16 protein-coding genes are annotated in these 14,853 nt (G+C 71.2%); 10 read left to right on the top strand and 6 right to left on the bottom strand.

Features of this window, described 5'->3' with window-relative positions; genetic code table 11:
- Positions 1–189: 189 nt before the first annotated feature.
- A complete protein-coding gene (gene dnaA / locus A6A08_RS05395; protein WP_242422127.1) occupies positions 190–2,115 on the bottom strand; it encodes a chromosomal replication initiator protein DnaA in 1,926 nt (641 codons plus the stop codon).
- A 787-nt stretch (positions 2,116–2,902) separates the two neighbouring features.
- Here dnaA and rpmH point away from each other — a divergent pair.
- The 8 genes from rpmH to A6A08_RS05355 all read left to right on the top strand — a co-directional run bounded on the left by rpmH (position 2,903) and on the right by A6A08_RS05355 (position 8,813).
- Positions 2,903–3,046, top strand: a complete 144-nt coding sequence (rpmH, locus tag A6A08_RS05390) for a 50S ribosomal protein L34 (RefSeq protein WP_013155858.1) — start codon at positions 2,903–2,905, stop codon at positions 3,044–3,046.
- A 95-nt stretch (positions 3,047–3,141) separates the two neighbouring features.
- Positions 3,142–3,615, top strand: coding sequence for a ribonuclease P protein component (rnpA, locus tag A6A08_RS05385; protein ID WP_073701402.1), 474 nt, complete (start codon positions 3,142–3,144; stop codon positions 3,613–3,615).
- Positions 3,612–3,926, top strand: a complete 315-nt coding sequence (yidD, locus tag A6A08_RS05380) for a membrane protein insertion efficiency factor YidD (RefSeq protein WP_073701469.1) — start codon at positions 3,612–3,614, stop codon at positions 3,924–3,926. The genes rnpA and yidD overlap by 4 nt, the downstream gene beginning before the upstream one ends.
- Positions 3,927–3,954: 28 nt before the next feature.
- Complete coding sequence (gene yidC / locus A6A08_RS05375; protein WP_073701401.1) at positions 3,955–4,896, top strand: membrane protein insertase YidC; 942 nt, start codon at positions 3,955–3,957, stop codon at positions 4,894–4,896.
- Positions 4,897–5,043: 147 nt separating this feature from the next.
- Positions 5,044–5,532 carry a R3H domain-containing nucleic acid-binding protein gene (locus A6A08_RS05370; protein WP_073701400.1) on the top strand — a complete coding sequence of 163 codons (489 nt, stop codon included), beginning with the start codon at positions 5,044–5,046 and terminating at the stop codon, positions 5,530–5,532.
- 560 nt (positions 5,533–6,092) lie between these two features.
- Positions 6,093–6,818: a 16S rRNA (guanine(527)-N(7))-methyltransferase RsmG gene (rsmG, locus tag A6A08_RS05365; RefSeq protein WP_073701399.1), complete on the top strand. Its 726-nt coding sequence runs from the start codon at positions 6,093–6,095 to the stop codon at positions 6,816–6,818.
- A 158-nt stretch (positions 6,819–6,976) separates the two neighbouring features.
- Positions 6,977–7,801, top strand: a complete 825-nt coding sequence (locus A6A08_RS05360) for a ParA family protein (protein WP_199866848.1) — start codon at positions 6,977–6,979, stop codon at positions 7,799–7,801.
- A 58-nt stretch (positions 7,802–7,859) separates the two neighbouring features.
- Positions 7,860–8,813: a ParB/RepB/Spo0J family partition protein gene (locus tag A6A08_RS05355; protein WP_073701398.1), complete on the top strand. Its 954-nt coding sequence runs from the start codon at positions 7,860–7,862 to the stop codon at positions 8,811–8,813.
- Positions 8,814–9,117: 304 nt separating this feature from the next.
- Here the strand turns inward: A6A08_RS05355 and trxA are convergent, their stop codons facing one another.
- The 3 genes from trxA to A6A08_RS05340 all read right to left on the bottom strand — a co-directional run bounded on the left by trxA (position 9,118) and on the right by A6A08_RS05340 (position 11,095).
- On the bottom strand, positions 9,118–9,441 hold the full coding sequence (gene trxA, locus A6A08_RS05350) for a thioredoxin (RefSeq protein WP_073701397.1): 324 nt from the start codon (positions 9,439–9,441) through the stop codon (positions 9,118–9,120).
- A gap of 73 nt (positions 9,442–9,514) precedes the next feature.
- Positions 9,515–10,447, bottom strand: a complete 933-nt coding sequence (gene trxB, locus A6A08_RS05345; protein WP_073701396.1) for a thioredoxin-disulfide reductase — start codon at positions 10,445–10,447, stop codon at positions 9,515–9,517.
- A gap of 201 nt (positions 10,448–10,648) precedes the next feature.
- Complete coding sequence (locus A6A08_RS05340; RefSeq protein WP_073701467.1) at positions 10,649–11,095, bottom strand: hypothetical protein; 447 nt, start codon at positions 11,093–11,095, stop codon at positions 10,649–10,651.
- A gap of 208 nt (positions 11,096–11,303) precedes the next feature.
- Between A6A08_RS05340 and A6A08_RS05335 the strand changes: the two genes are divergently transcribed.
- On the top strand, positions 11,304–12,452 hold the full coding sequence (locus A6A08_RS05335; protein ID WP_073701395.1) for a sensor histidine kinase: 1,149 nt from the start codon (positions 11,304–11,306) through the stop codon (positions 12,450–12,452).
- Entirely contained in the window at positions 12,449–13,141 is a 693-nt protein-coding gene (locus tag A6A08_RS05330) for a response regulator transcription factor (RefSeq protein ID WP_073701394.1), read from the top strand. The genes A6A08_RS05335 and A6A08_RS05330 overlap by 4 nt, the downstream gene beginning before the upstream one ends.
- Before the next feature lie 162 nt (positions 13,142–13,303).
- Here the strand turns inward: A6A08_RS05330 and A6A08_RS05325 are convergent, their stop codons facing one another.
- On the bottom strand, positions 13,304–14,221 hold the full coding sequence (locus tag A6A08_RS05325) for an anti-sigma factor (protein WP_242422123.1): 918 nt from the start codon (positions 14,219–14,221) through the stop codon (positions 13,304–13,306).
- Complete coding sequence (sigM, locus tag A6A08_RS05320; RefSeq protein WP_073701392.1) at positions 14,218–14,844, bottom strand: RNA polymerase sigma factor SigM; 627 nt, start codon at positions 14,842–14,844, stop codon at positions 14,218–14,220. Before sigM ends, A6A08_RS05325 begins: the two co-directional genes overlap by 4 nt.
- Positions 14,845–14,853 lie beyond the last annotated feature (9 nt).

The following is a 14,853-nucleotide window of genomic DNA, read 5'->3' as shown; positions in this document are numbered from 1 at the left end:
GACAGGACGACACGTCCACAGGGGGACACGCGTGCCGCGGGGGCGTCGGAGGACACGCGTTCCCGGGAGCATCGAGGGCCCGGCAGCGCCGCGGAGCCGAGGAGGCCGCCGGCGGCGGCACCCGGACCCGGAACGGACCGGGGCGGCCCCCCACCGCGGGAGGCCGCCCCGGTCCGTGCACGAGGGGGGTCAGGTCAGCGAGGGCTGGTCCTTGATCCGGCTGGTGAGCTCGTGGACCTGGTTGTAGATGGACCGGCGCTCGGCCATCAGCGCGCGGACCTTGCGGTCGGCGTGCATCACCGTGGTGTGGTCGCGGCCGAACTGCTGCCCGATCTTGGGCAGGGAGAGCTCGGTCAGCTCGCGGCACAGGTACATGGCGATCTGCCGGGCGGTCACCAGCACCCGTGAGCGCGAGGTCCCGCACAGGTCCTCGACCGTCAGGCCGAAGTAGGCGGCCGTCTGGGACATGATCGCCCCTGCCGTGACCTCGGGGACCTCGGCGCTGGGCACCAGGTCGCGCAGCACCTGGCTGGTCAGGTCCAGGTCCACCGACTGCCGGTTCAGGCTGGCGAACGCGGTCACGCGGATCAGCGCGCCCTCCAGCTCCCGGATGTTGGTGGAGATCTTGCTCGCGATGAACTCGAGGACCTCCGGCGGTGCCGCGAGGCCCTCCTGCGCCGCCTTCTTGCGCAGGATGGCGATCCGGGTCTCCAGTTCGGGGGGCTGCACGTCGGTGAGCAGGCCCCACTCGAACCGGCTGCGCATCCTGTCCTCCAGCGTGGTCAGCTGCTTGGGGGGCCGGTCGCTGGAGATGACGATCTGCTTGTCGGAGTTGTGCAGCGTGTTGAAGGTGTGGAAGAACTCCTCCTGCGTCTGCTCCTTGTTCTCCAGGAACTGGATGTCGTCCACCAGGAGCACGTCGATGTCCCGGTACCGGCGGCGGAACCCGTCCGCCTTGCCGTCCCGGATCGAGTTGATGAACTCGTTGGTGAACTCCTCGGAGCTGACGTACCGCACCCGCGACCCCTCGTAGAGGCGGTGCGTGTAGTGCCCGATGGCGTGCAGCAGGTGGGTCTTGCCCAGCCCGGAGCCGCCGTGGATGAACAGCGGGTTGTAGGCCTTGGCCGGGGCCTCGGCCGCCGCCACCGAGGCCGCGTGCGCGAACCGGTTGCTGGAGCCTATGACGAAGGTGTCGAAGGTGTACTTCGGGTTCAGGCGCGCGTGCTCGCCGGGTGGGGCCTCCTGTGAGCGGCCGGGGGGCACGGAGGGGGACTCCTGGGCGGTCCCGCCCCTCCTGTGCGGCTCGTCGGGCTCGGACGCCTCCGCGTGCGGCTCCCCGGACGCGGCCTCCTCCTGGGGCGGGTCGGCCGGCCCGGAGGCCGACGCGGGCGCCTCCTCCCTCGGGGTCTCCCACCGGTTGGGCCGGTCCCACTCCGGGGAGGTCCGGGACCGCTGCTGCCACGAGGCCGGCTCCCCGGTCCGCTCCAGGGCCGAGGGCTGCTCCCACAGCGGTGTCGAGGTGGGGCTCTCCTGGGGGGAGGCGAAGGTCTGCTGGACCCACGGTGCGGGCGCGTCGCGGACCGTGTGCGGCTCCTCCTCGGTGCCGGAGGGGGCCTCCTGGGGGTGGGGGCCGAGCAGGTCGGCACCGCCCTCCGAGGCGTCCGGGCCGCCGGCCTCCGGGACGGACCGGTCGGCCGGGCGCGCGTGCTGGCCCCGGGACTCGGGCACGTCCTGCGGCGTTCCGGGGGACCCCTTCGACGAGGGAGCGGTACCCGGTACGACGGGGGAGAAGGCGGACGACGCGTGCTCCTCCACGCCGCGCGTGGCCTGGTGCCCGTAGGAGGAAGGGGGCGCGGGGGTGGGCGGCGGGGTCGGCACGGCGGTGGGGTCGACCGTCACCGCGACCCGGATCTCCCGGCCCAGGTGCGCGGACAGCGCCTTGCTGATCGCCGGGTACAGGCGTGTCTCCAGCACCTTCTTGGTGAACTCGTTGGGCGCCGCGATCAGCGCGGTGTCCTCGATCAGGCCCAGCGGACGGGTCTGCGGCAGCCACGCGCGCTGGTGTGCGGGCAGGGAGTCGTTGTCGATCCCGTCCAGCACGCTGGACCAGACCATTGCGAGGTTGACCTGTGCGTCAGCCAAGGTGACCTGCCATGGGTGCTGTCCCTTCGGTGCGGATCTGCGGAGTGCGGAGTGGGCGGGCGGTGCGGCCGCGGCGGGCCCGAGGCGCGTGCGGGGGCGTTCGTGCGCTCGCGGGAGCCGCGGAGAGCGACTCCCCATTGTCCTCCCCCCACGGTGGTGCCGGGGCGGGGAACCGGTGTGGAACCTGCGTTGCCGGGTGTGGTGAGCCTGTGGATAACTTCACTGCCAGGGAAGGGGACAAGCCTTTGACTACCCCCGGGTATCCACAGCTTCTGGAGGTTGTCCACAGGTTTTCCACAGGGTTGTCCACAGGATGGCAGATCTTCGGCGGCGATGCAGAGTTATCCACAATGTGCAGCTCAGAAGGTGTGTACGAAGCCTGTTGCCGGAGTTGTGGGTGCGTTGGCCGACGCGAGGGGCACGTTATCCACAGGCTGAGGTTATCCACAGACTCCGGGGGATGGGGAAACCTCACACACCTGTGGACAGCAAGTTGTCCACAGGACAGTGGGCGCCCCCCGGCGACACGCCCCTGGCCCGGTCCGAGAGGCCGGCCGATGTCCGGACCTGGCCCGGACACCGTCGTACACAGGCCCGATTTGACCCCGACCGGGCCAGCCCGTATCTTCTTTATGCTTATGCCGATGATCTGCCTGCGCCCGTATGCCACGGTGACGCGGCCACGGTTCACGCACCCTGAGGCCCCGCATATCCTGGGGGTCTGTCGTAGTACTTTCCTGACACGCCCCTGGAGCCAGTAGTGAGCAAGCGTACGTACCAGCCGAACAACCGGCGTCGCGCGAAGGTCCACGGCTTCCGGCTGCGCATGCGTACGCGCGCCGGTCGCGCCATCATCGCCTCGCGGCGCCGCAAGGGGCGCGCGGCGCTGACCGTGAGCCACTAGGACACGCTCAGCCCAAGTTCTTCGGACCGGTCCGGCCTCTCGCCGGCCGGTCCCTTTTTCGTGGGAAGAAGTACCGACGCCCGGAGGAAGAGCCGATGCTGTCGCCGAGGAACCGGATGCGCCACAGCGCCGAGTTCGGCTCCGTCATGCGCTCGGGACGGCGCTCGTCCCGGGACGCCCTGGGCGTCGTCTACCTCGCACCATCGCCCACCGCCGTGGACGCCGACCCGCCCCGGGTCGGGTTCGTGGTGAGCAAGGCGGTCGGGGGAGCGGTGGTGCGCAAGCGCGTGCAGCGCAGGCTGCGCCACCTGATGCGGCCCCGACTGGCCGTTCTGCCAAACGGTAGCCTGCTGGTAGTGCGCGCCAGACCCTCCGCCGCCGCCGCGCGGTACGAGGAGCTGGCCGACCAACTCGACAGTGCGATCGCCGCGGCGATGCGGCCCCGGGGTCCGTCGTCGCGCCGCCGGCCCGGCCGCGGTCGACCGCGGCCCTCGGCGGCGGGCCCGGCGAGGAGCGAAGCAGCAGGGAACCGCCGTCCGGACGAGGGCGGAGAACGGTGGGGCCGATGACCGAGCACAGACCGACGGCGTTCGCGCGCGTGCTGATCCTGCCGATCCGCGGTTACCAGCGCTTCATCAGCCCGCTCTTCCCCCCGGTCTGCCGTTTCTACCCCTCGTGCAGCGCGTACGCCGTGGAGGCGCTACGCGTGCACGGGGCCCTGTACGGGTTGTGGCTGGGTATCCGGCGCATCGCCCGTTGCCATCCCTTCAACCCAGGGGGGATCGATCCGGTACCACCGCGCAGGGGAGACCGGAACGAGGAGTCCGAGGAGTCTGCGGGCGGAGCCGGGCACACCGGAACCGCTCCCGGGGACCAGTAGCTGAACCGAAGCAAATAGGAGTTGGCCGGTGCTGGACTGGCTTTACAACATCGTCGGCTGGATCTTGGTCCAGATCCACGCGGGTCTGACCTTCATCGGCCTTGACACTGACAGCGGCTGGGCCTGGGGCCTGTCGATCGTCCTGCTCACCGTGCTGATGCGGCTCCTGCTGGTGCCGCTGTTCGTCAAGCAGATGAACACGCAGCGCAAGATGCAGGACATCCAGCCCAAGATCATGAAGCTCCGGGAGCGCTACAAGCACGACAAGGAGCGCCTGCAGCGGGAGTCCATGAAGCTCTACCAGGAGAGCGGAACCAACCCGATCATGGGTTGCCTCCCGCTCCTCCTGCAGATGCCGGTCTTCTTCGCGCTCTTCAGCGTGCTGCGCAGCGTGGCCGAGGGCAACGCGAGCTACGGCTTCACCCAGGAGCTGGTGGAGAGCGCGCGTGCGGCGCTGATCTTCGAGGCGCCCATCGCGGCCCAGTTCAACAGCTCTCCCGACGAGCTCACCGCGCTCGGTTCCGGCGACCCGATCATGGCCAAGGTCATCATCGCCCTCGCCTGCGTGATCATGGGTACGACGACGTTCCTCACCATGCGCCAGAGCATGAGGCGCAGCGTCTCGCAGATGCCCGACAACCCCATGATGCAGACCCAGAAGATCATGATGTACATGGCGCCCCTCTTCGGGCTCTTCGGGCTCATGATGCCGGTCGGTGTGCTGCTCTACTGGGTCACCTCCAACGTCTGGACCATGGGACAGCAGCACTTCCTCTACCGGAGGCAGCCCGCTCCCGGCCAGGAGGGCGACAAGGCCAGGAGCGACGCCTCCTCCAACGGCTCCGCCAAGGGCATGCTCAGCCGAAAGAAGGCGGCCGAATCCACGCCCGAGCCGAAGGAACAGCCTAAGATCGAACGCAAGCAGCCGAAGAAGCAGCCGCGGTCCAAGCGCACCGGCGGCGGTTCCTGAGGGCTTCGCCCCCGCTTGACCCAGGCTGCGGAGATGTTCGAGTGCGCAGGCGACAATGCCCCTGAGGCGTACGAACGGCCAGGGCGTGAAGGATGAGGAGACGGGATCGCTGTGGCAAGTAGCGAGGAAGAAAGCGGTGGAGTAGCGGTGGCTGAGGCGCCTGAGGCCGGAGTCGACATCGATGCCCTGGAGAACGAGGGCGACATCGCTGCGGACTACATCGAGGGACTCCTCGACATCGCGGACTTCGACGGTGACATCGACATGGACGTCGAGGGCGACCGTGCGCTGGTCTCCGTCGTCGGCGCCACCCTCGACGAGCTGATCGGCGACCGGGGCGAGGTCCTGGAGGCGCTCCAGGAGCTGACCCGTCTGGCCGTGCACCGGGCGACCGGTGAGCGCAGTCGTCTGATGCTGGACATCGGCGGCTACCGCGAGGGGCGACGCAAGGTGCTCTTCCAGATGGGGACCGAGGTCGCCAACAAGGTCAAGGAGACCGGCGAGACCCACCCGCTGGAGCCGATGACCCCCTTCGAGCGCAAGGTCGTGCACGACGCGGTGGCCGCCGCGGGCCTGCGCAGCGAGTCGGAGGGCGAGGAGCCCCACCGCTACGTGGTGGTGCACCCCGCCTCATAGGGAAGCCCACCCGGGAGGGGGTGGCGGTGTTTCACGTGAAACACCGCCACCCCCTCCTTCTGTGTGCGGGAGGGTTCTGCCGCGGCGGGGCGGCCGGGCTCCCCTCCGGACTCTCCGTGACGGGGCGGCCCGGCACGGAAGAGCCGACATGTGGCTGTGTCGACTTCTCTCCAGGGCGCTCATCGCACCCTGAGCCATGGCGGCGCGTGCCACTGCTCCCGCTGGGGTGTCCGTGGACGGCGCGGTGGCGTTTCACGTGAAACACCACCGCGGGACCGTGTCCGCGCGTCCCTCCTGGGTGCCGGGTGCCGGGTGCCGGGTGCTCCGGGGCGGGGAACGCGGGGAGGGGATGCGGAGAGTCGTCCGCCGACGGGCCGACGACGTTTCACGTGAAACCCTGGTGGTCCTCAAGCGTAGGATCATGGAGGGTCCTTTCCCCGCGCGGGGAACCGTTGTCCGCCGCGTACCCTCCCCTCGCCGACCGGTACGCCGTCGTGTACGGGATGCCGCAGCGAACCGAGTATGGAAGTGATGATGTACGAGTGCACAGGTGGTGACCGATGACCTCGGGCGTTGAGGAGCCCGGTGCCGCGCCTCCCGCTCCGCCCGCGCAGGCGGAGGCCGTCTTCGGCGACTCCCTGCCGAAGGCGCGGCGCTACGCCGAACTGCTCGCCGACGACGGGGTGCGGCGGGGGCTGATCGGCCCCCGCGAGGTCCCCCGCCTGTGGGAGCGGCACCTCATCAACTGCGCCGTCGTGGAGGAACTGCTTCCCGAGGGCGCGGAGGTGGTGGACATCGGCTCGGGCGCGGGCCTGCCCGGCCTGGTGCTGGGGCTGCTGCGCCCCGACATCCGGATGGTCCTGCTGGAGCCGCTCCTGCGCAGGACGGTCTTCCTCGACGAGGCGGTCGGACTCCTGGAGCTGCCCAACGTGGAGGTGCGGCGCGGGCGGGCCGAGGAGGCCCACGGCGATCTGTACACCGACTTCGTGACCGCTCGCGCGGTCGCCCCCCTGCCACGGCTCGCCGGGTGGGCCCTGCCGCTGCTGCGCAAGGGCGGGAGTCTGCTGGCGCTCAAGGGGGAGCAGGCGGAGGCCGAACTGGCCGCCGCGGAGCAAGACGTTTCGAAACTGCGGCCGAGCGTCAGCGATGTGATCCGGGTGGGTCGGGGTAAAGTCGATCCCGCTACCACGGTCGTTCGCGTCACGGTGACATCCGACGGTGGTCCGCCCCCGCCCGGGTCACAGAAGAAGCGGGGCGGCAAGAAGAAACGCGGACGGAAGAGGTGAACTCATTCGTGTCCCAGAATCCAGCCGACAACCCCGATGTTTCACGTGAAACATCCCCCGGGGCCTATGGAGACCTGCTCGATGTTTCACGTGAAACGTCATCCCAAGGCTCCTACGGCGTCCCGGACACCCCGCTCGCCCGTGCCGCCCAGGCGGCCATGGCGGTTCGCGGGCACGAGGACGCCTGGCCCAGGCCCAAGTCCTGTCGGGTGATCAGCGTCGCCAACCAGAAGGGCGGCGTCGGCAAGACCACCACGACGGTCAACATCGCGGCCGCCCTCGCGATGCACGGGCAGCGCGTCCTCGTGGTCGACCTCGACCCGCAGGGCAACGCGTCCACGGCGCTCGGCATGGAGCGGGACAACCAGACCCGGTCCATCTACCACTGCCTGGTGGAGGACGAGGAGATCCGCAAGCTCTCCCAACCGGTGCCGGACATCCCCAACCTGTGGTGCGCTCCGGCCACCATCGATCTGGCGGGCGCGGAGATCGAACTGGTCTCGCTCGTCGCGCGCGAGGCCCGGCTCAAGCGGGCCTTCGCCGCCTACGACACCTCGGACCTGGACTACATCCTCATCGACTGTCCCCCCTCGCTCGGCCTGCTCACGGTCAACGCGATGGTGGCGTGCGACGAGGTCATGATTCCGATCCAGTGCGAGTACTACGCCCTGGAGGGGCTGGGTCAGCTGCTCCGCAACGTGGAGCTCGTCCAGTCCCACCTGAACCCGGGACTGGCGATCAGTACCATCCTGCTGACGATGTACGACGGCCGGACCCGGCTCTCGCAGCAGGTGGCCGACGAGGTGCGCTCGCACTTCGGGAGCACCGTCCTGGAGACGCTGATCCCCCGCAGTGTTCGTGTGTCGGAGGCACCCAGCTACGGCCAGTCGGTGATGACCTACGACCCGGGGTCCACCGGCGCGGTGGCCTACCTGGAGGCCGCACGGGAGATCGCCCACCGGGCGCAGACTGTCAGCGGCTGAGACGGGACGCCCCGGCGGTCGGCGCCGGGCGGAGTGTGTGAGGAGTGTGGAGTTGCCGGTGAGCCAGCAGCGGCGCGGACTGGGCAAGGGACTGGGTGCGCTCATCCCACAGGGACCGGCGGCCCCAGCGCCGCCGGAGAGCGAGCGGGAGGAGCCAGCGGCGCCCGCGTCCGAGCCGGTGGAGCAGCGGGGGCCGGAGCGCCTGCCGGACGGGACGTACCTGGAGGAGGTCGAGCTCGGCGCGATCACCCCCAACCCCCGCCAGCCCCGGCACTACTTCGACGACCAGGCCCTGGAGGAACTGCGGGACTCGATCAGCGAGGTCGGCCTGCTCCAGCCCGTCGTCGTGCGTAAGCTGGAGGGCGGGGGCGCCCCCCGGTACGAGCTGATCATGGGCGAGCGCCGGTGGCGGGCGAGCAAGGAGGCCGGTCTCGACCGGATCCCCGCGATCGTCCGGAGCACCGGCGACGACGAGCTGCTCCGGGACGCCCTCCTGGAGAACCTGCACAGGCAGGAGCTCAACCCGCTGGAGGAGGCGGCGGCGTACCAGCAGCTGCTGGACGACTTCGGCTCCACCCACGGGGAGCTGGCCCAGCGGATCGGCCGTTCCCGTTCGCACATCACCAACACCCTGCGGCTGCTGAACCTGACGCCGAAGGTGCAGACGCGTGTGGCCGCCGGCGTACTCAGCGCCGGGCACGCCCGTGCGCTGCTGGGGGTGGAGGACGCCGACCTCCAGGACCGGCTGGCGGCCCGTGTGGTCCAGGAGGGGATCTCGGTCCGCTCCCTGGAGGAGATGGTCGCGCTCCGGGAGGAACCGGGGGAGGAGAAGACCCGCCGTGCCTCGGCGCGGATCGCCAACCCGCCTCAGGTCGAGGAGTGGGCGACGCGTCTGGGGGACCGGTTGGACACCTCGGTGAAGGTGGACATCGGCAAGCGGAAGGGCAAGATCGTCGTGGAGTTCGCGACGATGGAGGACCTGGAGCGCATCATCAAGCAGATGGACTCCTGACCCCCGTCGGATGTTCCGGTGGCCGTGTTTCACGTGAAACACGGCCACTTCGCTTTCCTGGCGCATGGTCGTCGGGCGGGTCGGCAGGGGAGCCGGGGCCGTGGTGTTTCACGTGAAACACCGGGCTCCTCCGGTTGCGGGGCATGCCGGTGCCGGCGGGAGTGGGAGCCCCCCTGTTTCCAGGAAACCGCGGACGGCGTCCGCGGCGCCAGAGGCAGTCCGCCCCTGTGGACGGACCGGGCGCGAGGAAGACGAAAGGCCCCCGGATCGCCTCCGGGGGCCTCGTGCCGTGTCGGCGGACGGGTTACAGGAAGTCCGCCAGCTCCTTCTCCAGGACGCGCTTGGGCTTGGCGCCGATGAGCTGCTTGACGACCTCGCCGCCCTTGTAGACGTTCATCGTCGGCAGGGACATGACGTTGTACGCGCGCGGCGTCTCGGGGTTCTGGTCGGTGTTCAGCTTGACGATCTCGATCTTGTCGCCGTACTCGGCGGCCAGCTTGTCCAGGACCGGGGCCATCTGCTTGCACGGGCCGCACCAGTCGGCCCAGAAGTCCACCAGGACCGGCTTGTCGCTGGCGAGGACCTCCTCCTTGAAGGTGGCGTCGGTGACGTGCTTGACAGTGGACATGGTTCTCCTTGGTTCGACGAAACCGGTGCGGCGGGGGGTGGGGGCGGCGGATCCTCCCGGAGGACCGCCCTGGTCAGTTGCCGTGCTCGGCGAGGTAGCGCTCGGCGTCCAGGGAGGCGGCACAGCCGGTTCCCGCGGCGGTGATGGCCTGCCGGTACTGGTGGTCGACCACGTCGCCCGCGGCGAAGACGCCTTCGAGGCTGGTGCGCGTGGACGGGAAGTCCACCTTCACGTACCCCTCCTCGTCGAGCTCGATCTGCTTGTCGAACAGCTCCACGCGGGGGTCGTGGCCGATCGCGACGAACAGCCCGGTCACGTCCAGGGTGCTGCTCTCGCCGGTCTGGTTGTTCAGGACGCTCAGGCCGGTGACGCGCTCCTCGCCCAGGACCGCGGTGACCTCCGAGTTCCACAGGAAGCTGATCTTGTCGTTGGCGTGCGCGCGCTCGGCCATGATGCGGCTGGCGCGCAGCTCGCCGCGGCGGTGGATCACGGTCACGGACTTGGCGAAACGGGTGAGGAAGAGGGCCTCCTCCATGGCCGTGTCGCCGCCGCCGACCACCGCGATGTCCTGGTCGCGGAAGAAGAAGCCGTCGCAGGTGGCGCACCAGGACGTGCCGCGCCCGGAGAGCTCCTTCTCGCCGGGCACGCCCAGCTCGCGGTAGCCGGAGCCGGTGGCGAGGATGACCGTGTGGGCGAGGAAGGTCTCACCGCCCGCGACGACCTCCTTGACCGGCTTGGCCAGGTCGACGGAGGTCACGTCCTCCGGCACCAGGTCGGCGCCGAACCGCTCGGCCTGCTTGCGCATGTGGTCCATCAGGTCGGGGCCCATGATGCCGTCGGGGAAGCCGGGGAAGTTCTCGACCTCGGTGGTGTTCATGAGCGCGCCGCCGGCGGTGATGGAGCCCTCGAACACCAGGGGACGCAGCTCGGCACGGGCGGCGTACACGGCGGCGGTGTAACCCGCCGGTCCGGAACCGATGATGATGACATTGCGGACGTCACTCACGCTTAGGCCCTTCACACAGTCACAGCCCTGGCCACGCGGTGTGACCCCAGGGGAAGATGGTTAGCACAACCGATGGTAGGCGCAGGGCATTCCCGAGAGGACACCTCCCAGCTTACGGGGGTGGGGTATGGAGGGCCACCCCCGGACCGCCCTCTCCGGACACCCCCGGGCGCTCCCCGGTCGGCCCCGCCCAGAGGCCTCTCAGTTGCCGCTCTGGCGGCTTCCCAGGGCCGACCGTACCGCGAGGGCGACCGCGCCCGCGGCGAGCCCCCACAGGGCGTTCACGGCCAGCACGGCGACGAGCCCGAACGGGTTGGTGACCGGGCCCCGGAGCTCTCCGAGCATGATCGGGGACAGGACCGCGCTCAGCACGGTCGAGAACACCGCGTAGGCCAGCCCCGTGTACACCAGGGTGAGCAGCGGTCGCGGGGCCCGGGCCACCACCACCGCGGCCACCCAGGCGACGGTGATGAGGACGGTCGTCCCCAGTTGGAGGAAGGGGCTCCAGTCCAGTGCCTCGGTGAGGCCGGTGATGCTGAGCAGGGGGCGCAGCAGGGCGAGGGCACCGAGCCCCAGCACCAGCGACCACGGGATGTCGGAGAACGGATCGGTGGAGCGCGGTTCGGACGGTGCGGGCTGTTGATTCACGGCCACCTCGCTGGTTCGGGCCCGCGGTCATTCTGCGGGGAGTACGGGAAGGGACGCATCCGACGCTAGGGAAGCGCCCCCCGCCCGCGCGTCCACCGCCGGGCCCCGGTCCCTACGCGCTCCGGCCCCCGCCGCCTACGTCCGAACGCGTAGCGGCGCGGTCCCGTGGTCACGGGACCGGCGGAGGCCGGCTCCGTAGAATCGCCGCATGCCCAGTGACCGCCAAGGCGTCGTCGTCGACGCGCTCTTCGGGTTCGCCGTCTTCGCCGTGGTGGCGATCGCCGTCGGATCCGACGTCAGTGACAGGGGGAACCTGCCCCTGGGCTACGGCATGGCCGCCGTGCTCGGCGCGCTCATGCTGGTCCGCCGCCACTGGCCGGTCGCGGTCCTGGCGGCCACCTCGGCCCTCGTCATCGCCAACTACGTGCTCGACCTGCCGACCATCGGCCTGGCCGTCCCGGTGGCCGCGGCGCTGTACTCGGCGGCGGAGGCGGGCCGCGCCTCCTGGGCCGCTGGCGCGGCGGCCGCCCTGGTGGGGATCTCCACCGCGGCGCGCCTGGGGGAGGGGCAGGACCCCGCCTACCTCCTGGGGTACGAGCTGGCCTCCACCGTGGCCGTCATGGGCGCCGCCGTCGCCCTGGGCCACGTGCAGTGGCAGCGCCGCCGGTCCGACCTCCAGCGTGCGCGGATCACCGCCCTGGACCGGCAGGCGCGCGAGTCCGAGGCGGCCGAGCGCCTCGCAATCGAACGCACCCGCATCGCCCGGGACCTGCACGACGCCGTGGGACACCACCTGTCCGTGGTGTCCCTGCACACGGCGGTGGCCTCCGAGGCCCTCGGCGACGACCCCGCGGACGTGCCCGCCGCACGGGCCGAGCTGGAGCACGTCGCGCAGGCGTCCCGTGCCGGGCTGCGCGAGCTGCGCGCCACCGTGCGCGCGCTGCGCGACGCCGACCCGGGCGACGGCCGGGTCTCGTCCCTGGCGCACCTGGGCGAACTGGTGGAGACGGTCCGCGCGGCCGGGGTGGAGGTGGCGGTGTCCGGCGCACCGGAGCCGGGGGAGGTGCCGGGCATGGTGGACGCGACCGCCTACCGGATCGTCCAGGAGGCGCTCACCAACACGCTGCGCCACGCACGCGCCCGCCGGGCGCGGGTGGGTTTCGCCAAGGAGGACGGAGCGCTCGACGTGACGGTGACCGACGACGGGACGGCCGGCGCGGCCGGTTCCCCGGCCGGGAGCGGACTGGCGGGGATGCGCGAGCGGGTGCGCCTGGTCGGCGGCTCGGTGGAGGCCGGACCCCGGCCCGGGGGCGGGTTCGGCGTGCACGCACGGCTGCCCCTCGAGGGCGACCGGTGATCCGGGTCCTGCTCGTGGACGACCAGCCCCTGGTGCGCACCGGTGTGCGCGCCCTGCTGGAGCGGGACGGGGAGATCGGGGTGGTGGCCGAGTCCGGGAACGGCCGCGAGGCGCTCGCGGACATCGACCGGTACCGCCCCGACGTGGTCCTGCTCGACCTCCAGATGCCCGCGATGGACGGCCTCGCCGTACTCCGTGAGCTGGGGCGCCGTGCCGACAGGTCGTCAGGGGGACATGTCGACACGTCGACGGGCCGACGGCCCCGTGTGGTGGTCCTCACCACGTTCGGCGAGGACGACAACGTGTTCACCGCGCTGCGGCTGGGCGCCTCGGGCTTCCTGCTCAAGGACGCCGGTCCGGGAGAGCTCCGGGAGGCGGTGCGCACGGTCGCGGCGGGGGAGGCGCTGCTCTCTCCGGGGGTCACCCGCCGGGTGATCGAGCGGCTCGCCGACACCTCGGTCGCCCCGGAGGCGGCGGCACGCCTGGACGTGCTGACCGACCGGGAGCGGGACGTGCTCGCGCTGGTCGGCCGGGGCATGTCCAACCAGGAGATCGGCGCCGAACTCCACCTGAGCCCGGCGACCGCCCGCACCCACGTGGGCCGCGTGCTGGCCAAGCTCGGTGCCCGCGACAGGGTGGGCCTGGTGGTGATCGCCTACGAGACGGGCCTGGTCCGCCCCGGCGGGTGAGGGGGTGCGGGGGACACGTCGACACGGCGACGAGTCACCGTGTCGACAAACGGCGCGCGGCCGCTCCGGGGCGGCGGACGGAGGGCTCCGCACGTGCGACGGTGTGCCGACAGGTCGCCAGGGGGACATGTCGACACGCCGCCTCGGCGGTCCCCGGGGGACTCAGGGGGCCTGGACGGTCTCCTGGGCGAGGACGCTCCGCGCCGTGTCGCCGCCCTGCGCGCAGCGCGGGTCGACCACGTACACCTCGTACCGCTCTCCCAGGGGGGCGAACAGCACCCACGCCCGGGACCCCCCGTCGCCGTAGGAGGCGTCGTCCACCAGGGTGAAACCCCTCCCGAGTTCCTCCCCGAGGAAGGCGGTGCACTCCTGCACGCCGACGGGCGCGGTCTCCACCGGGGCCATGGGCTCGGCGTCCTCGGAGGAGGGCGCGCCCCCCACGGGGGACCTGTCGAGTGTCAGGGCGGCCTGCTCGGTCAGGGACGCCTCGGTGTAGACGGTCCCGCTCCGCACCACCTGCGGCGTGTAGGTCTGCGCGGTGTCCGGAGCGGCCTCCCCCGCTCCGTCCTCCTGGAGCGGAGCGGCGACGCCTGCCTCGTCCGAGGCCGGGTCCGGGGAGAGCACGCCGTTGAACACGGCCGCGCCGCCGCCCCCGATGACGACCGCGGCGGCGGCCACCATCATCAGCCTCGGCATGAAGCCCGGTCCGCGCCTCCTCCTGCGCGAGAGGGGGACCACCGTGGCACCGGAGGGCGCGGCCCCGCCGGAGGCGGACCCGGCGACGGGAACCCCGCCGGCGGCGTCTTCGCCGTCCGGGTCCGCGCCGGCCTCCGCCGGGCCCTCGGCGTTGCGCTCGCGCACCGCCTCGGCGATGCGCCGGTCGAGGAGGTCGGCGACGTCCCGAGGCATCTCGGGAGCCGGTGCCGCGGCCAGCACGTCGCCGACCCCGGTCAGTTCGTCCAGGGTCGCCGCGCAGGTCGCGCAGGTGTCTATGTGGGATGCGACGGTGCGTTCCTCGTCGGGCTCCAGGAGCTCCTCGGCGAAGAAGGCGAGTGCCTCCACGTCTGGATGGGACGTCACGATGGGTTGGCACCTCCTCTCCCAGTTGTGACGTCTCCGGGGTGCTGAGGGTTCCTCAGATGGGCCAGTGAGGGCAGAAGTTTGGCGCGACCTCGCGCACACCTGCTCTTGACCGTCCCCGACGCCACGTCCAGGATGCGGGCGGCCTCATCCACGCGGTAGCCGAGCATGTCCACGAGGGTCAGCGCCATGCGCTGGTCCAGCGGGAGCAGCTCCAGGGCGGCGTGCACGTCCATGCGCGCCTCCGTCTGCGAGGCGTGGTCCGGGGCGCCGCCCATGCGGCCGAGCCGCTCGTTGGACATCACGTCCAGGGTGGAGTCCTCGGTGGGGGTGGCCGGCCGCACCTTGCGGCGGCGCAGCCGGTCGTGGCACGCGTTCACCACGATCCGGTGCAGCCACGTGCTCACCTGCGACTCGCCGCGGAAGCGGTCGGCGGCGCGGAACGCGGACAGGAACGCGTCCTGGAGCGCGTCGGAGGCCTCCTCGGGGTCACCCATCATCCGCACGGCGACAGCCCAGAGGCGCTCACGGTGCCGACGCACCAGGACCGCGAAGGCCTGGTCGTCACCCTGAGCGTGCCTCGTCAACAGCTCCCGGTCAGGAAGCTCCTGGACGGCGTCCATCAGCGCTGA

The organism is Nocardiopsis sp. TSRI0078 (genome assembly GCF_001905145.1).
Taxonomy (GTDB): Bacteria; Actinomycetota; Actinomycetes; order Streptosporangiales; family Streptosporangiaceae; genus Nocardiopsis.
The sequence above is the reverse complement of the archived record's forward strand: the minus strand, read 5'-3'. Positions and strand labels throughout refer to the sequence as shown.